At 38.1% G+C, this 21,960-nt stretch carries 19 protein-coding genes; 8 read left to right on the forward strand and 11 right to left on the reverse strand.

The annotated features are described in order from the left end of the window. The first annotated feature begins 182 nt into the window (after window positions 1-182). On the forward strand, window positions 183-2,795 hold the full coding sequence (locus KO529_RS16190; RefSeq protein WP_215948909.1) for an alkaline phosphatase family protein: 2,613 nt from the start codon (window positions 183-185) through the stop codon (window positions 2,793-2,795). Window positions 2,796-2,821: 26 nt separating this feature from the next. On the opposite strand, the gene KO529_RS16195 is transcribed toward KO529_RS16190, so the two are convergent. Further along, the gene (locus KO529_RS16195; protein WP_215948910.1) at window positions 2,822-3,532 is read right to left on the reverse strand and encodes a hypothetical protein; all 711 of its coding nucleotides are present in this window, start codon (window positions 3,530-3,532) and stop codon (window positions 2,822-2,824) included. Between the two features lie 290 nt (window positions 3,533-3,822). Between KO529_RS16195 and KO529_RS16200 the strand changes: the two genes are divergently transcribed. Continuing rightward, a complete protein-coding gene (locus KO529_RS16200) occupies window positions 3,823-4,200 on the forward strand; it encodes a hypothetical protein (RefSeq protein WP_215948911.1) in 378 nt (125 codons plus the stop codon). 303 nt (window positions 4,201-4,503) lie between these two features. On the opposite strand, the gene KO529_RS16205 is transcribed toward KO529_RS16200, so the two are convergent. Together KO529_RS16205 and KO529_RS16210 are read right to left on the reverse strand one after the other, a co-directional pair. Continuing rightward, on the reverse strand, window positions 4,504-5,586 hold the full coding sequence (locus tag KO529_RS16205; RefSeq protein WP_215948912.1) for a nucleoside hydrolase-like domain-containing protein: 1,083 nt from the start codon (window positions 5,584-5,586) through the stop codon (window positions 4,504-4,506). A gap of 119 nt (window positions 5,587-5,705) precedes the next feature. Further along, window positions 5,706-7,520 carry an exo-alpha-sialidase gene (locus tag KO529_RS16210; protein ID WP_215948913.1) on the reverse strand — a complete coding sequence of 605 codons (1,815 nt, stop codon included), beginning with the start codon at window positions 7,518-7,520 and terminating at the stop codon, window positions 5,706-5,708. Between the two features lie 352 nt (window positions 7,521-7,872). Here KO529_RS16210 and KO529_RS16215 point away from each other — a divergent pair, with 352 nt between their 5' ends. After that, window positions 7,873-8,541, forward strand: a complete 669-nt coding sequence (locus tag KO529_RS16215; RefSeq protein ID WP_215948914.1) for a class I SAM-dependent methyltransferase — start codon at window positions 7,873-7,875, stop codon at window positions 8,539-8,541. Window positions 8,542-8,618: 77 nt separating this feature from the next. Here KO529_RS16215 and KO529_RS16220 read toward each other — a convergent pair whose 3' ends face one another. Next, on the reverse strand, window positions 8,619-9,299 hold the full coding sequence (locus KO529_RS16220) for a thioredoxin family protein (RefSeq protein ID WP_252734435.1): 681 nt from the start codon (window positions 9,297-9,299) through the stop codon (window positions 8,619-8,621). A 2-nt stretch (window positions 9,300-9,301) separates the two neighbouring features. After that, the gene (locus KO529_RS16225; RefSeq protein WP_215948915.1) at window positions 9,302-9,832 is read right to left on the reverse strand and encodes a TlpA family protein disulfide reductase; all 531 of its coding nucleotides are present in this window, start codon (window positions 9,830-9,832) and stop codon (window positions 9,302-9,304) included. 442 nt (window positions 9,833-10,274) lie between these two features. On the opposite strand from KO529_RS16225, the gene KO529_RS16230 reads away from it, so the two are divergent. From KO529_RS16230 to KO529_RS16245, 4 genes are all read left to right on the forward strand, one after another. After that, a complete protein-coding gene (locus tag KO529_RS16230) occupies window positions 10,275-11,111 on the forward strand; it encodes a universal stress protein (RefSeq protein ID WP_215948916.1) in 837 nt (278 codons plus the stop codon). A gap of 223 nt (window positions 11,112-11,334) precedes the next feature. Next, window positions 11,335-12,159, forward strand: coding sequence for a universal stress protein (locus KO529_RS16235; RefSeq protein WP_215948917.1), 825 nt, complete (start codon window positions 11,335-11,337; stop codon window positions 12,157-12,159). Between the two features lie 280 nt (window positions 12,160-12,439). Next, window positions 12,440-13,708: a cation:proton antiporter gene (locus tag KO529_RS16240; protein ID WP_215948918.1), complete on the forward strand. Its 1,269-nt coding sequence runs from the start codon at window positions 12,440-12,442 to the stop codon at window positions 13,706-13,708. Between the two features lie 189 nt (window positions 13,709-13,897). Continuing rightward, on the forward strand, window positions 13,898-15,127 hold the full coding sequence (locus KO529_RS16245) for an APC family permease (RefSeq protein ID WP_215948919.1): 1,230 nt from the start codon (window positions 13,898-13,900) through the stop codon (window positions 15,125-15,127). Between the two features lie 235 nt (window positions 15,128-15,362). Here the strand turns inward: KO529_RS16245 and KO529_RS16250 are convergent, their stop codons facing one another. The 5 genes from KO529_RS16250 to KO529_RS16270 form a co-directional block, all read right to left on the reverse strand. Then, the gene (locus tag KO529_RS16250) at window positions 15,363-15,791 is read right to left on the reverse strand and encodes a DUF1801 domain-containing protein (RefSeq protein WP_215948920.1); all 429 of its coding nucleotides are present in this window, start codon (window positions 15,789-15,791) and stop codon (window positions 15,363-15,365) included. A 303-nt stretch (window positions 15,792-16,094) separates the two neighbouring features. Continuing rightward, window positions 16,095-16,841 (reverse strand): carbon-nitrogen hydrolase family protein, encoded by a 747-nt coding sequence (locus KO529_RS16255; RefSeq protein WP_215948921.1) that lies wholly within the window; start codon window positions 16,839-16,841, stop codon window positions 16,095-16,097. 51 nt (window positions 16,842-16,892) lie between these two features. Beyond that, window positions 16,893-17,450, reverse strand: coding sequence for a DUF1572 family protein (locus KO529_RS16260; RefSeq protein ID WP_215948922.1), 558 nt, complete (start codon window positions 17,448-17,450; stop codon window positions 16,893-16,895). Window positions 17,451-17,554: 104 nt separating this feature from the next. Beyond that, window positions 17,555-17,989 (reverse strand): RbsD/FucU family protein, encoded by a 435-nt coding sequence (locus KO529_RS16265; protein ID WP_215948923.1) that lies wholly within the window; start codon window positions 17,987-17,989, stop codon window positions 17,555-17,557. A 124-nt stretch (window positions 17,990-18,113) separates the two neighbouring features. Beyond that, window positions 18,114-18,884, reverse strand: coding sequence for an SDR family NAD(P)-dependent oxidoreductase (locus KO529_RS16270; RefSeq protein WP_215948924.1), 771 nt, complete (start codon window positions 18,882-18,884; stop codon window positions 18,114-18,116). Window positions 18,885-19,170: 286 nt separating this feature from the next. Here KO529_RS16270 and KO529_RS16275 point away from each other — a divergent pair, with 286 nt between their 5' ends. After that, complete coding sequence (locus tag KO529_RS16275) at window positions 19,171-20,481, forward strand: integrin alpha (RefSeq protein WP_215948925.1); 1,311 nt, start codon at window positions 19,171-19,173, stop codon at window positions 20,479-20,481. 457 nt (window positions 20,482-20,938) lie between these two features. Here the strand turns inward: KO529_RS16275 and KO529_RS16280 are convergent, their stop codons facing one another. Further along, on the reverse strand, window positions 20,939-21,667 hold the full coding sequence (locus tag KO529_RS16280; RefSeq protein WP_215948926.1) for an MBL fold metallo-hydrolase: 729 nt from the start codon (window positions 21,665-21,667) through the stop codon (window positions 20,939-20,941). Between the last annotated feature and the right edge of the window lie 293 nt (window positions 21,668-21,960).

Below are 21,960 nucleotides of genomic sequence, written 5' to 3' on the forward strand. Positions count from 1 at the left end.
ATTTATTGTCTTTTCTTGCAATTGAAATTCAGTAAATATTTGCGTGCAAACAAAAAGAGAAATGAAAAAGGATCTACAGTGAATTAAATTTCTCAGAAGATATTTCCTTATATTTAATGGTTTGTCTATCGCATGACATATTTGGTGAATATCAAAACACTTTAATAAAATAGTTAATGAGTATGAACCACTTCAAAAAATCAATAAAATCAATTGTCCTTATTTCCCTAGTTGGTTTAAGTTTTCTATTCAGTTGTAATTCAGTAAAAATTAAGGAAAATTCCAAAAAGCAGTTTACTGTTGCTCCGGATTTATTTAATCGTAGAGCAATGGTAGGACCTCAGGAGGATGGTAGCCATGTAGTTGCTACTTCACAAATAATAAATCCTGCTGGTAATACGGTAGTTTTTCCTGGAAGGCCTACTGATCTTGCTTTAAATAATGCAGAAACTATTGTAGCTGTAAAAAATAAGAGTGATTTGACATTCTTGGATGTAAACAGTCAATCCATTATACAAACATTGGAATTGCCCAAAGGCGGTAATACATTTGCAGGTATTGAATGGACGTCAAATGATTCTATTGTTTGGACTACCGACACCGAGGGTATTTTAAGGTCGGCCATATTGGGTGAAAATGGGTTTAATTGGCATAAAGAAATTACATTAAAAGGTCCTGAAAAGGAAGAGAACAACAGGTCTTATCCTGGTGGTTTTGTTATTGATGAAGCCCAAGATTTGATTTATGTAACCCTTAGTCGCAATAATAGTCTTGGAATTGTGAACACAAAAACAATGGAGTTGGAAACGCAGATTCCTGTTGGAATTGCTCCATTTACTGTAATTATAAAAGATTCAAAGGCTTATGTAACCAATTGGGGAGGGCGCACTCCAAACTCGGAAGATATAACAGGGTTAACCTCTGGGTCAGATGCTGTTATTGATCCCAAAACGGGTATTGGTTCTTCAGGAACCATTACGGTAGTTGATTTAAAAAGTAGAACGGTGTTGAAGGAAATCGAAGTTGGTTTGCTTCCATGTAATATGGTATTGTCAAATGATGCTTCCAGATTATATGTTGCCAATGCCAACAGTGATGTCATATCTGTTATTGATACCAAACAGGATGTAGTATTAAAATCCATAGAAACAAAACCCAGTGCAGAACTACCTTTTGGGAGTGCTCCCAATGCTCTTGTATTGGATCCATCTGGGAAATTATTATATGTAGCCAATGGTGCTAATAATTTACTTGCCGTAATAGACCTTGAAACAGATAAAGTAACTGGATTAATCCCTACAGGATGGTATCCAGGGGCCGTTGTTATGAATAAAGCCGGGTCAGGGTTAATCGTGGCTAATGTAAAAGGCACTGGAGGTAGATGGGAAGAGCGATCTAAAATTCCTAAGGGAGGTTATAACTCACATGATCATATGGGGTCTGTCTCCTTTATACCGGTTCCTGGAGAGGTGGAGTTAAATAGCTATTCATTGCAGGCGGCCTCTAATATGAGACTTCCAAAAATAATTAACGAATTGAATATTGAAGCTACTGAAGAAAAAGTGGTGCCTTTGCCCACCCGTCCGGGTGAAAAGTCTGTATTTAAACATGTGCTTTATATTATCAAAGAAAACCGCACATATGACCAGGTATATGGAGATCTTCCTCAAGGCAATGGAGATGCCGGTTTATGTCAGTTTGGGAGGGAAGTAACCCCCAACCAACATGCTCTTGCAGAGAAATATGTTTTGCTGGATAACACTTATTGCAATGGAGTGCTTAGTGCCGATGGTCATATGTGGGCTATGGAAGGATTTGTTACCGATTATCTCGAAAAAAGTTTCGGAGGTTTTGTTAGAAGTTACCCCTATGATGGAGATGATGTCTTGGCATATTCTTCGGGCGGTTTTATATGGGATAAAGTTTTGGATGCAGGACTTTCTTTTCGCAATTATGGCGAATTTGTTGCTGCTGATATAGAACCAAAAGATGCCACCTGGACCCAGCTTTATAACCAATTTAAAGCAGGTACCAATGAAATAAAGATCAGGGCAACTACAGAGGTCAAGTCTCTGGAGCCTTATCTTTGCCCAACCTATGTTGGATTTCCGGGAAAAGTACAGGATGTTTACCGCGCAGCTGAGTTTATAAAAGAATTAAAGGAATTTGAAAAGAATGATAACTTTCCGAATTTTACAGTAATGCTTCTACCTAATGATCATACAGTGGGTACCAGAGCTGGATATCCTACACCTAGAGCAACTGTTGCAGATAATGATTTGGCGTTAGGGCAAATAGTAGAAGCGGTAAGTCATAGTAAATTCTGGGCAGAAACGGCCATTTTTGTTATTCAGGACGATACTCAGGCAGGTTTAGATCATGTAGATGGCCGCAGAACAGGTGCCTTGTGTATAAGTCCGTACACCAAAAGGGGAGAGGTAATAAGCACTCACTATAATCAAAATAGCTTTCTCCGAACTATGGAATTGATTTTGGGATTATCGCCTATGACACAATTTGATCTATTAGCGGAGCCATTGGTCGATTGTTTTACCAGTGAGCCAGATTTTTCTCCCTATACAGTGATACCTAATAATATTAAATTGGATGAGATGAACCCAGAGTTGTCTTCGATTTCTAATGAGAAACAATTGTATTATGCACAAAAATCAATGGAAATGCCACTAGATGATATTGATGAGGCAGATGAAAGCATTTTTAATAGGATAATTTGGCATTCCATAAAAGGCTATGACGTGGAGTATCCAATTTTGGTCAATAATAAGGATAAATAGAAAATTAGAGATTTACTTTCGTTCCCTTAGCAAGTTTTGTAATAAGTTACATTCGGAGTTAAATCAGCAGATAATAGTTGAATCCAACCCGTGTAGGTCTTGAGTTTTATTTCCTCAAAATTACCTTTACTGGAACATGGGTGATCACTATATTTGGTTACAATAACTTTGCACCATAATCCTTTGACTTCTTGGGTAAGTTTTATTTCCAATAAATCTCCTTTCAAATCTAAAATTAGTTCAGAATTTTCTGAAGGATTTTCCCTTAAATGGAGACCAGGTTCTTTTGCATAGTACCCAATTACTTCCGGACTTTGCTCAATGAGGTATTGCATCCAATTAACAATTTGCAATCCCTTATCTTCCAACTCTGCTACTTTAATCCAATAGCCATTTTGCAATTTAACAAAATTTGAATGTTCATCAATGTACAGCAGAGCTGTAATGTCATCGCCTATTATTTTTATGTTTGGATGTTCTATTGGTTCTAATTCCCCTTGCACTTTAATGAATATTCCCTTTATTTTATTTTGACGATCTTTTCCGGAGTCTTGAACAATTCTTCCTTGAACTTCACCATTGGGTTTGTTATAAATCTGGATGCCAGACTCCGGAACATAAGCACAACAAAAATTAGAGACGTTAGCTTCTTTGGGTACAATTAGACCCTTAGTAATTTGGGCATAAAAAGATTGACTTAAAGTGAAAACGGCAATAAAAAGGAGTTTTAATTTCATTGGGTTACAAGTTGAATCTGAATAAAAGGATTGCCCTTTGGCTCAATAATCATTTATAAAAGGCGTGCAGCCTATTGTAAAAACTGACTTAAAAGTATTATTTTTTAAGTGAACTACTGTATATCTATGAGAAAGACATTTAAGCCAATAATACTTCTTGAGCATTAGACTTGCGCTTTTTGCATAGCAGAAGTTATTAATATGACCCTTAATTTCTTTGGGTTAGATTTAATCACCGCACCTTTTAAAATATTTTTCCGTAACTTATTGTACACTAAACATATACGATCATGAAAATTAAAAAGGAAAGCATTCCGACCACCATGCAAGCACCAGGTACTACTATGCGGGCTCAACCTGATTTTGGAGGAATGACCGTTTGTTTCAATGAATTACCAAAGGGCACCGATTTCACACCACTCTTACAAGGTTTGAATAATGACAGTTGTCATTGTCCTCATTGGGGATATATATTGGAAGGTGCTTTGTTAGTTATCTATGATGATGGAAAAGAAGAATTACTCGAGAAGGGAGATGTTTTTTATATGCCATCAGGACATACGGCTATAATTCAGAAAGATGTTAAAATGATTGATTTTAATCCAACAAAAGAATTCAACGAGGTAATTACCCATGTTGGAAAAAAAATGGCCGAATTGGGAGGATAAATCTCATTCAATTTAACTCCAGCTATAACAGGGCAGGTTAGTAGAATTAATATACTACGATATTCTTTAATAGTATATATTGGTAATGAAATTCCAAAAGCAGCTGCTCCTGAGAACTGTTTCATGCTTGGATGAAAATAATAGGTGAAAGCAATATCAAAATTGTGGTTGGGTCCCAATTCCAATCCAATAGAGCAGGGGACGTGAACAATTTTGTGGGGATTTCATCTAAATGTACAGGTGGTTTTACCAGTGCCTTTTAAGTAGTCCGTATTATAATTTGGAAGTTTTTTGTTACATTGACTACCTATCATATCTGTCCCACCGATTCTTCCAATCATTCATTACATTATATCGCCATTTTCCTATAGTCATTTGGCATTCGGCAGGAGATTTGTCAAGATCAATATAGTAATTCGGATGAGTATTTTTGTCTGAATGCCTAAACTGTCCGCCCCAACTTTCTTGGGTGGGGTCATCAACGTTTCCCACACCACCAATTATAGGAGACATTAAATATAACAGTGAAGGGCTATCTCCTTCCTTTAAACTGTTTTTGGGATAATTGGCCAATGGAAAGACATCACCGCATTTTTCTTGAAACAAGCCATCGTGGGTAGAGCCGTGGTTACGAATATTGAAATCGGTGAAACTGGTATAGGACCATTCTCCATCTTGAATTCCGGACTGATAAACACCACGAAAAGTTTCATGTTTGCCCCTTGGAAGGATTCCATTTTCAATCCACCATAATTCAGGGTATTCATTTTCCATGAAGGTATATACAAAATTCCTGCTTACGGGGTCATGTAGGGTGTTGGAAGAACTGATATAGTAGATCCTTATTTTATCGGCAATGTCAGGAGCATCGTGAAGTGCCTGGGCAGTTGTTGTTAAACTTCCCCACACCAATATCCATATTGGACTTTCCTTCGTATAATTTTGGGCTGTTTTAATTATCCATTCAGAACCTTCTGTACTTTGGTTGTCCGAAGGGCCTCCTGGTTTTTTCGCTCCCGATTTTATGATGGAGAGCAAATCTTCCTCCCGCATTATTTGTCGGTAACCGTTTTTACGCAAATGTTCAACATCTATCCTCTTGATCCAATTTTCAATGAGCCTTGTATGTTCTATGGTATCCCAAGGGTGGTGATCAATATCTGAATTGGGCGTTGCTACAATACCTTTTATCTTGATTATATCAGAATAATGCACAGCTCTGAACAATGATTGTATATCATCGGGATCACCTCCCAGATCTGTATCAATAATGACATCAAAGGTTTTGTTTGATGTTGACTCTTGTGCATTCGCAAACAAGGTGGTTGTCAACATAATCAGGAAATATACCCTATAATATCTCCCACTCTTGGATATTCTTTTCATTTTCAATTGTTTATGAGGCTATTGTGTCTTCCAAATAAGGGTTCCATTTAATAGAAGTAGCGGTATTTAAGTATCAATCTTGAGGTCTTAAAGACAGATGTTTAATTGAAAATAGTACGTTAAAAAATTTGTTTAATAAATACATCATCAATTAAATAACTCGAAAGCTTTTGTTTTTCATCGGCACCCTTTAAGGGTGGCATTTCCACTTCGTTGGGAGTCTTCCTGCTTGGTATATCGCGATAAGCCCCCGTTCTAAATGAAATTCTTTCAGCAGATTTTACAGCCACTACTGCAGCTAAATTATCTGCTACTGGCTTATCATTGATAGTAAGGGAATAGGAACCCAAGCCACGGCTGTCATAATTTATTTTGCAGGAATACCATTTATTGACCTCGAACTTCAGTAAAGACATCATTTTAGCCCCATTTGCAGCCTTAATATAACCATCTGTGTCAAATGATATTTGTACAGGTCTGTTGCCATAACGGTCAGTAATGTCAATATCGAACTGGGTAGTATCCATTGCTTTAACTTTCAACTTAAAACTTGCTGTAACTACTTTGCTTTCTTCAAAAACACGTATCGCCCTGCAATAATCATATGGGTCCATGTCCTTCATTTGCAAACATTGATTGCCGTTGTCTTCTTTGATCAAACTTGCTTTTGCCCAGATTGGCGAATAAATGTTCCAATCTGTAATATGTCCAGTGATGTCCATATTTTCAAAGTCATTGGTAATGTCTTCGTCCACTTTGTATTTAATAGGTGTAGGAATACGGGATACCCACATATCCTCTTTATTCATACTGTAGGTCATCCACATGTCCGTACCTGGAGGGTTTCCATTACCTGGCGTAATGCCTCGCATATAACAGGGGCCGAAATCTTTCCATATGCCATAGAATCGCCTGGCAGGAACTTCTCCTTGAACGAGCAGCAGATCATCATAGAGAATACCGTCATCACTACTTATAATTGCCATGGGAAAACGATACTCCGATTGATCTACAGGGTTATATGAAATTGCATATCTGTCATCTTTTGTTCTTTGCCCCCACATTTTACCTCCGGACATGACTAAAGAATTTACTTTTACAGGGTCTGAAAAGGTAATACCCCCATCGTTGGAAAGTGATGCAAAGGAGTGTTTAAAAAGTCCCACTATCTTTCCATCTTTCCTTACATGCCAATTAAAAGCCTGTTCAGAATTGTTGAAGGTGTAAAAACCATCAACGCCATTATCCTCTTCAAACCATTGTAGGGTCATTAATTTATCTTTCAAAAGAGAATCGCAAGCTTCTAAAAATCCTTTATCTGTTGATTTTTTAAAGAATGGATGTGAGGTGTTGGATTCATTCCAATTTGTTTGGCTATCATACCTTATAAAATAGATGGGACCCAAGCTCCCATCTTTATAAATTTCGCGTACTACACGCCCTATACCATTTTCCCGGAACGGATCTTCCGTGTGACCATAAAAAGCCAAGGTCAGCAATCGGCCATTGGGTGCAACATAAAAGCCCATTCGCTGATGCATCATATAACCCGTTGATCCCTCCGGGATTTTAACTCCTTCCGGAGCTTTGTAAGGAGGAAAAATCACTTTGGGAAAACTCCAGTCTTTTCCATTCTTGGAAGTAATCAACATTGTTTGAACGGGTGATCTATGCTCATCGGCTTCACCACTAATATATTGTTGGTAGAATTGACCATTCCAATAGGCTAGGTTGGACGCATGACTATATGTCCATCCATATCCATCACTTAACTCTGGATGTGTACGGTTTGCTCGAAAGGTTTGAATATTTTCGACACCAATGGCATATCTTAAGCCCGCTTCGTGGGTAAAGGGGTCAATATGTGTGCCGCCAATGTAGCGTATAGGTTCGTTTTCACTGCCTGTTTGGGCTTTCGAAATTTGACAAAACATTATAATTAGGAAAATAACACAGTTTATGGCTATTATTTTCACTAGAGTAGCTAAATTTAAAATTGTAGTTGGGTATCCAGCTTTCATTGGTATGTATAAAGATTAATCATTTATTTTATTCAATTTGTTCAGGGTTATTACCATCCAAGTTTACTCCTAGATTGTATAAACCTTCAAAGCGCTGGTTACAACATGGTGACCGGACAAATATTTTGAATCTAAGATAGCAAATACCAATTAATTACTTTTACCATTACTTGATTAGCAAAATGCATGGAAAAGTAAAAATACATTGGAATGGATATTAAGCTGATTTTGTAGTTTGCAGTGCCAACTAGAGTGTTTATGGAGAATGAAAGAAAATAGAATAAAAAGAACAAAGAAGCCTTGGCCCACCAAAGCGGCTATGGAACAGGTTTATGAAATGAACCTGTGGGGCGGAAACGAATCCGATTTTTATTCCGGCGCAGGGTCACATCACCCAGAAATAGTAAACCCTTATATAGCTGTACTAACATTATTCTTGAGCTCGTTTAAAGAACCCTTAACCGTATGTGATTTAGGTTGTGGGGATTTTAATGTTGGAAAGGAATTGGTAGGGCATACCAGGAAGTACATAGCCATAGATATAGTTACAGGGCTTATAGCCCGTAATAGGGAAAAATATAAGGCAGATAATTTGGAGTTCCATTGTTTGGATATCGCCCTTGATGAGTTGCCTTCTGGGGATTGTGCTATATTGAGACAAGTGCTTCAACATTTATCCAATGAGGAAGTACAAGGTGTACTGGGTAAGTTGTACAATTATAAATATGTTGTTTTAACGGAACATTTACCTGAAGGGGATTTTGTACCCAATAAGGATATTATTTCTGGACAGGGAATTAGGTTAAAAAAGCAAAGCGGTCTAAACTTATTGGCCCCACCATTTAATTTAAAAGTAAAGGAAAAAAAACCATTATTGTCCCATGTTTTAAATGATGGTAAAGGGGTAATAGTAACTACGCTTTATAAAATATAATAGTATTAAATCTTGTTGATGTACAAGGTAGGTGGCCCAACCAGAACACTCTGCACTAAAGGTGCAGAGTGTTCTGGTTAATTGTAGGCAAGCTTTACCGGACATCCAATAGCCTTGGTAAAGCTGGGATTTGGTTTTTCGTCCTTTTCCAAAGCTTTAATGGCATTTTCAACATATTTTACCTTTACATCTTCAGCAGATCGGGCATTATCATCAATAGTGCCTATATACTGTACCTTGCGTTCTTTGTCCAATATAAACACGTGTGGTGTTCTTACAGCACCATATTGCGGTGCTATTTTTTGTCCTTCATCTGCCAAATAAACAAATGTAAACCCTTTTTCCTTGGCCCTTTTTTGCATTGCCCCATAACTTTCATTTTGGTTGGATTCACTTACGTTGGGGTTGATGGCTATTACAGAATATCCTTTGGGAGCATATTCATTGTGCAGGGCAATTAAACGATTCTCATACATTTTAGCGAAAGGGCACTCATTGCAAGTAAAAACTACTATGTATCCTTTGGCATTTTTTATATCGGATAAGGAAAACATATTTCCATTTACATTTTTAAGTTTAAAATCAGTGGCAACATCTCCAATTTTATAACCTCCAATTTCTTCCAAGGTCTTGGTTTGTTCAGGATTATGCCCGCCGCCACGAGGTGGACCTTTTCTGTCTTGGGCGTAGGAGCCAACAGTTATAAGGAAACTGCTCGCCATAAGTATTGCCGTAAAAAATACATTGTTCGTTTTCATAGTTAATTGTCTTTTATAGTTTTATTTATTTCGTTTTCTAAATCTTGAAGATTTGCAAAAGCGCGTTCGTGATAGGAGCGATTTTTGTTATTGAATATAATGGTAAAGGGTATTGCTCCAGACCAATTTGGGTCTATCTTGTCTATCCAACTGTTGGCATCGGGGTCATCCAGCAACACAACTTTAGATGTAATCCCCTTTTTCTTTAAAAATGGTTTTAGTTTGGTTTCGATATTTTCGGGAAAATCAAGACTTACCAATAGAATCTCCACATTTGGATTATTGGCTTCATACTCCTTAAGTATAGGTAATTCTTTTACACAAGGAGCGCACCACATGGCCCAAAAATTAACTATATGGACCTTATCGGAATTGGTATTTAAAAGAGGTTTTAAGGATTCAAAATTGTAAATAGGGATATCTTCATTGCTAGACAAATAGGTCGATTCCAATTCTGAATTTTCTGTAATAAATCCATAGCATAGGGGAAGAAAGGAAACGGCTAAAAGAAGGATACTCTTTTGTAACTTCATCTTAAATAAATATCGTCAAGTTTTTCATTTATAATTTTAGACTATTAAAAATAGCAAAGGTTTAGCCTGCCTTGAAGTTTTTTTTATCTCCAATGCTGTGAAATTACACTCTCTATTTTCTAACTGTCCAAAGCCAAACCAAGTGGTAGGAGGGAGGTTTATTTGCTAAACTTAAATCATAAGATATTAGCGAAGGCTTTGGTAATTGATCGAGGCATTGGCAACATTTAGGTTTTACCCTATGCAGTGGCTTGGTTGCCATGGTCCCGGTTTACGATTCAGGAAAATCCGTCCAAATTTTCCGCATTACTTAAAGTATTATAGAAAAGTGAACAGCACTTCGCTGGGTCCATGTACAGAGAACTGGATCCGGACACTTATCTGATAAATATCATTGCTGTGCCGTTTTAAATAAAATATATTTGAGCATACAAGTTCAATTATGACACGAAGAATACTTTGTCCTACAGATTTTTCCAGAAATGCCCAAAATGCAATTAATTATGCAATTGCACTCTTCAAGAATGAAACTTGTGTTTTTTATATCCTCAATACTTATCATGTTGAAGGCTATACCATGGAACTTACCTTTACCAATGGTTTGGAGGAATCCAAAAAAAAATCACTCGGCGGCTTGCAAATTGTTCGTGAATGGGTAACTGCTGATAAGCCTATTGACCATAAATTCCACACAGTATCAGAATGTGGTTATCTCATAGACATAATGAAAACCATAGTGGACAAGGAGGGTATAGATTTAGTGGTTATGGGCACTAAGGGAGCTACGGATTCTAGAATGGATATCTATGGGAGCCAAACCGTTCTTGCCATGGAAGAAATTAGAAACTGTCCGGTACTTGCCATACCGTCAAAAACTACCTATACAAAAATAAAGGAAATTGTTTTTCCAACGGATTATAGGACTACCTTTAAAAGACAGGAATTTCAATACCTCGTCGATATAGCAAAAATTTCCAAATCATCAATAAAAGTGTTAATTGTCCTTCCTAAGGATGAAATACTAGATGATCATCAGATCAATAATCAAAACCTCTTAAAAGATTATTTTGAAGGATTGGACTACTCATTCCACACTATAAATGACAAGGATGTGCAATCAGCGATCAATGCATATATACATAGTAGTGATAGTGATATGGTTGCATTTATGAATAGGAGGCACAGTTTTTTTGGTATGATTTTGTCACGGCCAATGGTAAAAAACCTTGGCTATTACACTACTATTCCGGTTCTGGCTTTACACGACTTTAAAAGATGAGGATTTAAGCACTACAATGGAAGCCAACAGGAAGCCTTCAACTACATACGTCTGGAGTTCATTAAAAAGACTACAACATTTTATAAAGAAGTACTAATGCACGTAGGTAAAAGGACTGTTTACAAAGAAGGTTTTTGATAGGTTATTACTAGGGATGACCAATATCATATTATTTTAGCCAATAGTTGGATAATTTTAGAGTTCAAACCTAAAACAGTTTTTTATGAGAATTTTAATTCCAACAGATTTTTCAGAATTATCCAAAGTAGCTATCAAGTATGCTGTAGATATGGGCAAGGACCTGGAGGTAAAACTTTTTTTACTTCACGTAATAGACACTAGTGCGCCTTCAAGGGCCAGAGTGGGTTCCAATAAACTTCAAGAGGCTATAAAAACTAGTTCCGAAAGGGCGATGAAGGAACTTTTGGCGTCTATTAAAAAAGATATTAGCCACAGTATTGATATAAGCTATGAAATTACCTCTGGCACGTCCATAGGAAAATATGTTGAAACGGCTGCCTTGAAAAATGATATCGATATTGTATGTATTGGAACCAAAGGTGCCAGTGGTCTAAAAAAGATTCTCTTCGGAAGTAATGCGGCTGGGATAATAGAAAACAGTAGCATCCCTGTTCTCACCATTCCTGAATTTGCACGCTATAAGGGTGTCAACAATATTGTATATTCCAGTGACTTTTACAATCTTGAGAAAGAGCTTGATTTAATTATTCCATTTGCAAAATTAATGGATGCATGGATTCAAATTCTTCATATCGATAAGGACGATGAAGGTTTTGAAGGGGATCTGCAACAAAAAGAAAAGAGTTTGATAAAGGATTTTTCTTATCAAAAAATAAAAATGACCGAACTAAAAATCAACTCCGTTGTATTGGGCATTAATAAATTTGTTGCCGACGTTGACGCGGATATGGTAATCATGTTTACCCACCATACCAACTTTATAGAAAAGGTATTTCAAAAGAGCGTCACTCAAAATACGGCATTTCAAACTAGAATACCGCTTTTTACTTTTCAAAAGGAGTCATAACCCTAGAAGAATACTATCTGTTCCAGTACTAAATAGTATTACTGTTTTTGGCTAGTTCAGGGAATAGAAAGGTATAGTTAAGGGGTAGTATGGTACGGAAACCGGTCAAGGCTGGTTTAAGTACCCTCAGAAGGCCAGCTCTATTGTATAGAAAAGCATCAAAATTACATATTATGGGATAATTCGACTTCTAAAAACACGGTGTTGGGGATCCGCGAATTTCAATGGTCGATGACGCTTACTTTATCGTAATTAGAGTCCAATAGAATAAAATATTGACATGCATTACCTAAACGAAAGCCACATCCTACTTTTTATTGTGCAGATCCTTGTGCTGCTTGGGGTTGCACGAACCCTTGGTGTTATCTGTGAATCCTTAAAGATACCGGCCTTGGCAGGTGAAATTCTAGCCGGTGTTATTTTGGGGCCAACCCTTCTTGGACGGGTATCTCCAGACTTGCAGAACATGCTTTTTCCTGATAGTGAACCCCAATACATAATGCTGGAAACAGTTTCTTGGCTGGGTGTCTTTTTTCTTTTACTCGCTTCAGGCTTTCATGTTAATGTAGGGCATGCGCTCCGAAGTGGTCGTGCATCCATTTTCATCGGTATTGTTGGTGTGCTGTTCCCTATTGCTATTGGCTATCCAATTTTTAGCGCATATGACCCTATTTATTGGGGTGAAGCAGCTACGGGAATCACATTTCCCCTGTTTTTGTCGGTAGCCTGTTCTATCACGGCCATCTCTGTTGTGGCACGTGCTTTGGGCGATCTTGGAATCAGTAAAACGCCGCAAGCGTCCCTAGCCCTTTCTGCCTGTGCTATCAATGACATTTTTGGATGGTTATTGTTTACCGTGGTGATGTCATTGGTAACGGCCCATACAATGAGTGTCATGGATCTGGGTGGTAGGGCATTGCTTGTAATTGCCTTTATCATTATAAGTATTGCCATTGGGGCCAAAGTTTTAAACTTTGCGTTAAAGCGTGTCCAAGCTACTTCATTACCACAGCCCGCAGCAGCACAGACCCTGATTGTAAGTGTTGGTTTGCTTTGTGGAGCCATCACTCAGTGGATGGGAATACATGCCATTCTGGGATTCTTTCTTGCCGGTACCATGGCGGGAAGTGCCAAAAGGGTAACAGAGGATCTTCGCAATAGTGTCTCCGATACCTTGCACGCTATTTTTGTACCCCTCTTTTTTGCAACACTTGGGATTAAAATCGACTTCTTGGCCGGACTGGAACTATGGCCAACGGTTATATTCTGTATAGTTGCTATTTTGGGAAAATTTATAGGTGCCTGGTTAGGGGCAAGATTGGGCAAACAAACCCAACAAACATCTATTTTAATGGGCCTGATCTTTATTCCGGGAGGCGCTATGGAAATTGTAGTTGCTACACTCGCCATTGAACTAGAACTCATTGGACAGGCAATATTTGTGGCTATTGTATTTTCAGCGCTTCTGTCCTCAATTCTCGCTGGCCCCCTAATTGGAATCCAATCACGTCGCTTAGGGATTGGGAAAAGTGAAGTGAATCCCAGTTAGAAAATTAAGGAATTGTTTTACAACTTTAGGGTAGGAGAATACAAATCTTTAACTCAGAAAGGTTGTCAATAGTCAGGCGAATGTTGATTTACAATTAATAAGGGCTATTGACCTGGGCTATGGTGTAAAACCAACTCCACTATGGTTCAAACCTAACAATAGCTTGAATTAATAGCAAAACTTTAAGGTATGAACGAAGAAAAGGAAGAGGTAGGGCTAAAGAAACAACTGGGTACAATGCAAATACTGCTTTACGGTGTTGGGACCATGCTTGGAGCAGGTATTTATGTACTGGTGGGCAAAGTAGCAGGATATTCTGGAACATTGGCCCCTCTTTCTTTCCTCCTTGCCGGGGTTTTGGCAGGATTGACTGCATATTCCTATTCCCTTCTTGCTCCGCGGTTTCCGAAAAGTGGTGGGGAGATAATCTATGTAAATAAGGCATTCAATTCAAAACGATTGGCCTCTTTGGTGGGGTGGGGCGTAATATTTACAGGGTTTATTTCCGCTGCTGCCATTCTCAAAGGATTTGTAGGCTACTTGGATGTGTTTATAGAATTCCCTGATGCTATTGTCATCATTGTTAGCATGACACTACTAAGTTTACTTGCCATATGGGGTATAGGGGAATCTTTAAATGTGATCGGTATAATAACCCTTATCGAGGTTGGGGGGCTACTATTTGTCATTTTTGTGGCCGGCATAGATATGGAGAAATTCACATCGCAGTTTTCCCAAATGTTCATTACGGCACCTGGTTATGATATATTCGCTGTGTTTCAGGGCGCGTTCTTGGCCTTCTATGCCTTTGTTGGGTTTGAAGATTTGGCAAATGTTGCCGAGGAGGCCAAAAACCCGAAAAAGAGCATGCCTATAGCTATAATGGGCAGTTTGTTCATTGCCTTGTTCCTGTATATTGCCGTCGCTGTAGTAGCCGTGATTGCCTTGCCACTGAACGAACTTTCTACTACCAATGCACCTATGGCGGAAATAGTAGCGAATAAGGGCCCACATTATGCCTATATTATAAGTCTAATTAGTTTGGTAGCCGTTCTAAATGGAGTATTGGCGCAGTTAATAATGGGCTCCAGAGTCCTTTACGGAATGGCCGGACAGAACAACGCACCCAAATTGTTTCATAAGGTACATAAGAAGTACCGTACTCCTGTACTGGCCACTATTGCTATAGGCATTGGGATTGTTGTACTAGCTATTTTTGTTCCTATTGTTGAACTGGCCAATACTACCAGCTACGTAGTTATAAGTGTTTTTGTAATGGTAAATCTATCGCAGACCAAGTTGGCCATTAACGATTACGGGAAGAAGAAATGTTGGGGGAATCGGAAGTTTTTACTGCCATTGTTTGCTGCTCTACTATGTATTGTTTTTCTTGTTTATAAGATACTGGCCGAAGTGTAAGTTACCTAAATAACCTGAGTTTAGTTAATTTTTAGTAATTAAGAGCTGTTAGGGTTAATGTTGTTCGGCCGAGCCAGCCCACAAAGCAGGTGCTCCCGGCAGCTATCTAGCGAGATCTCATTTATTTTAAGCTATAATTGTCCAAAACGACTGGACTGCCTTATAAGATTAGCATTATTAAATATAGAGGTGTTTGATATACGGAGATTACTGAATCTAGTTTCTACCACATTACTCAAATTCCCAACGTAATCAATTCCTTTACTTTATGGTAGGTCAATGCAGCTTTAATACATTCCTTCAATTCCACCTTTGGGATTTTCTGATTTAATTGAAATACTATGGCCCGTTTACCTTCGTATTGAAATTTGTGGTTGAAAACCAACCTAAATGTATCTACCAATCTAGTTGAGCAATGAAAATACATGGCGTACTGGTCCGGTGCTTTTTCTTTCCAGTCCATTCGCAGGGTACTACCATCTTTGGTTACAAAACTTGGTTCTCCCCATTTCAACGTTTCTTCCAATTTATAAAGCCCATCGGTTTCTTCCGCTGCTTCAATGACCAATTCTCGTAACAATTGCATTTTATCCCTAACAAAGTCGGGATAATTTGCAAAGACTGCAGCTACTTTTGGGTCGGTGATCACTTTCAGGTTCCCCATTTCATTCGTTTATTTCTTTTTTACAGGTTGCCAACGCCTAATGCCTAACACTAATTTGGAAGTAAGTTACGGTTTTGTCCGCATATATTAAATAAGACGTTTTTCTACAATACAGTTATGCTGCCTTGGTCAAAAATGCAAAAGTGCGATGTAGTATTTACTGTTGTAAACCTGTTTTGGCGATGACCGTATTATTTACGATTAAGAAAATTATTCCCCTTTTCAAAGAACCTCTATTGGTATATACGTTGCCATAAATTACTCTTAACCTTCTAGGATTTTCATGTTCTTTCTCCGACACTATTAGACATTGCTGTCTTTCCCTTCTTTCACCCTATGGGTTGTTTTTGAAACCGTATCATAGATTAGTAGGCCCTCGCTCTGGCTATCGAGTTGTCCTATTGAAATTCCGTTAGCGTCCCATATTGATGTTTGTCCGACACTTAGGTAATTATCACAATACCCTATACAATTGGCCATTAATACTGGTATTGAATATTGGTTCCCAATGTTTGGATAGTACGCATATGCTTTTTCTATTCCGGCCTGTGATTTCGCCACACTGGCCAAATATACATCAGCCCCCATTTCCCGAGCATTTTTAGCGTGTTGAGGCTGTAAGGATTCGTAACAAATGGCAAGGGCAATTTTCGTGTTTTTTATGGTCAAAATAGTCTGTTCGCTTCCTTCAACGAAATATGGCTTTTCGTCCGGATGCAGTATTTGTTTGGAGTAGGTTTGCCGTGGAAGGTTAGGTTGAAAAATAATCAAACTTATTAAAATTCCGGATTCCGATAGGGTAGGTACACCAACTCCAATGGCAATGTTGTCCGTATCGCTAATTTCTTGAAACACGTCCAATCTCACATCATTTTGGTCGGTCGCAAAATCCTTTGCAAGTTCCGGTTCGTAACTTAACAAGGATAATTCCGGAAAAACAATCAAGTCGGTTTTTTCGGAAACGGCAAGTTCTATCCATCTCAAATGGTTTTGAATATTGGCCTTTATATTTCCTTTTTCCGATTTTGTCTGTGCAATACAAATTTTCATCGTATTTGCTTTTTTGAAATTAATATTCCAATTGAAGTGCCTTTTTTGGTTTTAACCTATGTCGTCCGAGAAATGTCCTTTGTGCTTGCCTTTTGAAAATTTCTCTTGGTTAAATTCTGTTGATCTACCTTTTGGAATCGTCAAACTTTTCCATTCACTTCCTTTGATCATTTTGCCTATATAAACTATTTGTCCTATATGATAGGAATAATGGGCCAATTGTCTATTTATCGCCTCGATTATTGAATGCTCTTGGTTCCTGATATAAACCTTGGTGTCAAAATTTTCTTTATTAATAGAGGCTAGTGCCTCAAACAGGCAATTCCAAGCATCATTCCACTTGGATATAAGTTCAACTTCTGATTTTATTTCGGATTCAAATTCCGAATCACGATTTCGCCATTCTTTTTCTCCGTCGGTGGTTAAAAAATTTGTCCAGCGCGATTTCATATTTCCCCAAAGATGGTTCACCGTAATTGCAATGGAATTGGACTCTTCATTATAATTCCAAAAGAGGTCTTTTTCGTTTAGTTGTTCAAAGGTTCGCTCTCCAAGGGATTTATAATATTCAAATTGCTTCCTTACGCTATTTAGATATTCAATTTTCATAATATTTTATTCAAATTGGCTACCCGGTACTTTATTAAAATGATTTAATTCCTTTTCCATTAAATGAAGTACCTAGATGCTCAATTATAATGACCTTTAAGTTACTAAAAGTTGTTTTCCTCTGCCATTTTTACGACACCAACAATAAGGATCAAATTGGCAAAGCGGCGTTGTTCCCCTGTTTGAATAATCAATGTGGTGGCAGGTTCCCTGATTTTATCGTAGAAAGCCCAGCGTTCCATGCTTTCCCAACTTACATCACCCAATATTTTTTTATAAGCATCGTGTATTTCGGCGCTTGCTTCTGCAGGCTTTTCCATGACGATAGCACCTTGAACAGGGCAGACTTCCAGAATACCTTCAAGCACCGTGAGCGCATCCAATAGTCCTGGGCGAAAGTTGAGGTGTACAGTGGTGGAGTTTGGACCTGTCATGGCACCGACCGGTAAATTTCCGTCTGCAATAACAACTTGTGCAAAATGCCCTGATCGCGCAAGCACTTCCATGATTGTAGGATGTATTACCGGAGTCTTTAACATAAACTTATCCTTGAAAAAAAATTAATATTAAAACACTGGGTGTTATTTGGCTCCCAGTATTTTCTGTTTTTTAGCGATTAGGTGCATTTGGTTTAGTGTTTAGTCTAGTCAAATCAAGGAGGAACTACATATTGTAGACGCCGCCATTGATGTCCAGGGTAGCACCGCTAATAAAGCCGTCGTATTCGGAGGCCAGAAATAATACTGCCCGCGCCACGTCATCTGCGTTACCGGCTCGTTGGATTGGAATACCTGCCGTTGTTGCAGCCGCTGATTCTTTTGTCGTATGAGTGTTGTGAAATGAAGTACCAAGGATAAGACCTGGAGCCACCGCGTTGACCCGAGTACCTTGAGGTCCCAATTCGGCTGAGAGTGCCCGTGTAAATGTAAGGATAGCACCTTTGCTGGTAGAATAAGCCAACGATCCCGGGTGACCTCCTTTACGCCCGGCAAGTGAGGCCAAATTAACAATACTACTATTGTCATTTTTGGCTAGAAAAGGAGCCGCAGCTCGTGTCACGAACATCATGGAGGTAAGGTTTATGTCCATTACTTTGTGCCAGAATTCGGCCTCCATTTCGCTCAGCATTTTACGGGCAACAAGTGAACCTGCATTATTGATCAGTATGTCCAGACCACCAAACGCTTTTACTGTTTTTTCCACCAATGCATTCGCATCGGCCTCCTTTGTTAGGTCACCACTTATAGCAACCGCCTTTTGTCCTTTACCAATTGCATATTCCGTTAATTGGTCCGCGGTATCGGCACTGGAAAAATAGTGGATGGCAACATTGGCTCCACTATCAATAAAGTGTCTGGTGATTGATTCGCCAATTCCTTGAGCTCCAGCAGTGATGAGAACATTTTTTCCGGTTAATTTATTATTGTTTTTCATATTGTTCCTAAATCAATAGCGTTGATAGTTGTCGTGAAATTAATACTTGTCCTTTTTGGACAAGGTACTTTTACTTTTACAAATATAATATAACAAGTTACGCATTTTCCTATTGTAGTCATTGTCAAGGCTATGATTTTGGCCTGGAGGCCCTAATTGCCATGTCTTTGGGTGTGGGTGGATTTTTTGATTAAGTAATAAGTTTTCAGTTTATAATGGCCCCAAACTAAACCTTTCATATTAATAAAAGTCCAATTTAAAATTAGTCACCATTTAATTAATGAAAATGCATTTAAAAAACCTCAAACTGCTTGTAGGAATCCATTTAATATTATCAATACTTTATAGTTGTAGTAATAAGTCAGATGATGGCATAGACGACGAAATTATGAACACTCCAATTTTACCCTATGAAGCGGAAGGTTTGGTGAAAATTGAAAATGGTTCGGGCGGTTTAATTGCAAGTTTGGAAAGTGGGGATAGATTTGGTAGAGACCACGATAAAATTGGAGATGTTAATGGAGATGGTGTAATCGATATTGTAGTTGGTGCACGTTCAGACGATGATGGAGGCGTTGATGCAGGAGCCGTTTATATTTTATTTATGAATAGTGATGGAACTGTTCAAAACAATCAAAAAATATCGATGCTTGAAGGTGGTTTTAATGAAACCCTAAATGCAGGAAACTTTTTTGGTTATGGTGTTGCGGGTATAGGTGATTACGATGCAGACGGGATCCCTGATATTGCCGTCTCCTCTCCTGTACCACCAAATAATGCACTATATATTATTCATCTTAATGCTGATGGCACAGTTAAAGATTATGTAAAAAATCAGAACATAATCGCAAATGGTTTAACAGCTATTGGAGATATTAATGGAGATAATCGTATAGATTTAGTAGCCTGTAATCCTGGGTCTGATGATGGTGGAACACAAAGAGGTGCAATTGATATCTTATTTTTAAATACAGCATCACAAGTAATATATGCAAATACGGTTACCATAAGTTCAACGCAAGGAGGTTTCGGAGTCGGACTTGAAGATGGCGACCAATTTGGAGGTAGGGAAGTGGCCATGCTTAATGATATCGATAACGATGGAAATAAAGAATTGGCTGTAGGTGCTTTTATGTCCGACGGGGGTAAGGGAGCAATTTGGATACTTTCATTAAACGCATCAACTTTTAATGTAGAATCCAAAATTAAAATTGCCGAAGGTTTGAATGGGTTTACCGATAAACTTACTGATGAACTGAACCCTAATGGAACTTATGGCGCAAATTTTGGACACGCCATGTGTGCTTCAGGAGATATCGATGGAGATGGAATTATGGACTTAATCACAGGAGCGAATCAACAAAATGAAGGTTGGGCTTATGTACTGTATTTGAATGCGGACAAGACAGTTAAATCATTCTCAAGAATTAATAATACTGAGGGCGGTTTTAATTTAACTTTGGATTCAGAGGAACGATTTTCACGTTCAATCTCTTGTGTTGGAGATTTAAAGGGTGATGGTTCAGTTGCGATAAATTTTGGAGGTGGAGCTGGTGGTACAGGTACACTTTATACCCTGTTTTTTAGACCGCAGTAAAATAAATATTATTCTTTTTGATTAAAAAAAGATGTTTGTATTGGTTAAATTTTTGATCAGTTAGGAGATAACGTTTTCGTATAACCATTATTTGCCGGTTAATATGCAATAATTATTGGTTGGGACTGACGTTACCAATTCCGAGTGCCTACCTGCCTGAGTGTAGTTTAAGGAAAGTTTAATCGGCCGTTCCGAGTTAAGAGAACAGTGCAATAAATAGCGGTTATTCATTGTTGGTTTAAGGTTTCTCTTTATTTAGGTAGACATTGGGATTATATTTTTCCATTTAGATTTCTGGTTTAGGTAGTTTGGTAAATCCGTATTTTACATAGAGCCATTCCGCTGTGCTTGTCTATAAAATCCAACATCTTAAATCTTGCCCTAATAGACCTCAGGCATAAGAGGGTTCAGGGAAAGGTGAGGCAGTTATGAATTATTGCCATCCAAAGTTTGTCTTTCATATTTTGATTACTTGTCCAATTGTCGGAATGATACACTTGATATTTTCCCCTTTGACTTTCAGCTTATTTTCAAATTCGCTAAAACTCTTACCAAGATTATGGATAGGGACAACAATTTTCGGATTAATCGTTATGGTTGTCTTTACTGCCTCGTCAATGTTCATAGTGAATTTACCGCCAATTGGAATAAATGCTACGTCAATGTCTTTCAATAATTCCATTTCTACTAAAAAGTCCGTGTCGCCCAAATGATAAAAGGATAATCCGTTAATTCTAAAAATATAGCCAACACCTTGGCCCTTTTTATGTTGTTTTATTGTTGAAGTTCCATGTTGGGTATTATAGGCATTCAAAACGGTTACGGAGATGCCGACATTAATTTGGAGGGTGTCATTTGGCTTCACAAGGATGATTCTATCTCCAAGTTCCTTAAAACAACTTTTAGGGGCAAAAATTTTCGTATCCTGTTTTATCAGTCGGTCTACCGTTACTCTTTTGCAGTGGTCTTTGTGGTGATGAGTTATAAATATAAAATCCGCTTTCTCAAGTCCGTTCGGCATTCCGTCAATTGGGTCAGGCCATTTTGAGTACTCTGTTTTATCGGGATATTTTGAAAAATACGTCTTTAAATAGGCGGGGTCAAAATAGATTACTTTTTTGTTGATCCGCAATCGAATCCAGGAATTAGGAAACCAGGTTATATCAGTTTTAGTTGTTATTTCCATTCTGTTTTAATTACCAACAACATGTTCGTTTATGGCTATTTGCCTTGGCAATAACTAAGTTAGCAAAAGAAAACGAATCTGCGGAAAACCCTTCCTGTTACGCTTTTGGGAGTGGAGGATTTTCCAAGAAGGCGAAAAAAAAGCAACCCGTCCACCGGCCTTAATAACAAAATTGTGCAGGTAACGATTAGGGTGGGGGCGGGTTAGTTATACACAGTGTTTTCATATCGTTTTTTCAATTTATTCTATTTTACAGGATAATCAAATAAAAACAAACCTAATATACTTATATT

The organism is Arenibacter algicola, assembly GCF_018860365.1.
GTDB lineage: Bacteria > Bacteroidota > Bacteroidia > Flavobacteriales > Flavobacteriaceae > Arenibacter > Arenibacter algicola_B.

Coding starts and splice junctions, on each gene's coding strand:
- KO529_RS16275 (WP_215948925.1), top strand. CDS start 19,171: ATGCATTTAAAAAACCTCAAACTGCTTGTAGGAATCCATTTAATATTA.
- KO529_RS16195 (WP_215948910.1), bottom strand. CDS start 3,532: ATGAAATTAAAACTCCTTTTTATTGCCGTTTTCACTTTAAGTCAATCT.
- KO529_RS16240 (WP_215948918.1), top strand. CDS start 12,440: ATGCATTACCTAAACGAAAGCCACATCCTACTTTTTATTGTGCAGATC.
- KO529_RS16190 (WP_215948909.1), top strand. CDS start 183: ATGAACCACTTCAAAAAATCAATAAAATCAATTGTCCTTATTTCCCTA.
- KO529_RS16225 (WP_215948915.1), bottom strand. CDS start 9,832: ATGAAGTTACAAAAGAGTATCCTTCTTTTAGCCGTTTCCTTTCTTCCC.
- KO529_RS16210 (WP_215948913.1), bottom strand. CDS start 7,520: ATGTTTTGTCAAATTTCGAAAGCCCAAACAGGCAGTGAAAACGAACCT.
- KO529_RS16280 (WP_215948926.1), bottom strand. CDS start 21,667: ATGGAAATAACAACTAAAACTGATATAACCTGGTTTCCTAATTCCTGG.
- KO529_RS16245 (WP_215948919.1), top strand. CDS start 13,898: ATGAACGAAGAAAAGGAAGAGGTAGGGCTAAAGAAACAACTGGGTACA.
- KO529_RS16255 (WP_215948921.1), bottom strand. CDS start 16,841: ATGAAAATTTGTATTGCACAGACAAAATCGGAAAAAGGAAATATAAAG.
- KO529_RS16260 (WP_215948922.1), bottom strand. CDS start 17,450: ATGAAAATTGAATATCTAAATAGCGTAAGGAAGCAATTTGAATATTAT.
- KO529_RS16200 (WP_215948911.1), top strand. CDS start 3,823: ATGAAAATTAAAAAGGAAAGCATTCCGACCACCATGCAAGCACCAGGT.
- KO529_RS16235 (WP_215948917.1), top strand. CDS start 11,335: ATGAGAATTTTAATTCCAACAGATTTTTCAGAATTATCCAAAGTAGCT.
- KO529_RS16215 (WP_215948914.1), top strand. CDS start 7,873: ATGAAAGAAAATAGAATAAAAAGAACAAAGAAGCCTTGGCCCACCAAA.
- KO529_RS16250 (WP_215948920.1), bottom strand. CDS start 15,791: ATGGGGAACCTGAAAGTGATCACCGACCCAAAAGTAGCTGCAGTCTTT.
- KO529_RS16265 (WP_215948923.1), bottom strand. CDS start 17,989: ATGTTAAAGACTCCGGTAATACATCCTACAATCATGGAAGTGCTTGCG.
- KO529_RS16270 (WP_215948924.1), bottom strand. CDS start 18,884: ATGAAAAACAATAATAAATTAACCGGAAAAAATGTTCTCATCACTGCT.
- KO529_RS16220 (WP_252734435.1), bottom strand. CDS start 9,299: ATGAAAACGAACAATGTATTTTTTACGGCAATACTTATGGCGAGCAGT.
- KO529_RS16205 (WP_215948912.1), bottom strand. CDS start 5,586: ATGAAAAGAATATCCAAGAGTGGGAGATATTATAGGGTATATTTCCTG.
- KO529_RS16230 (WP_215948916.1), top strand. CDS start 10,275: ATGACACGAAGAATACTTTGTCCTACAGATTTTTCCAGAAATGCCCAA.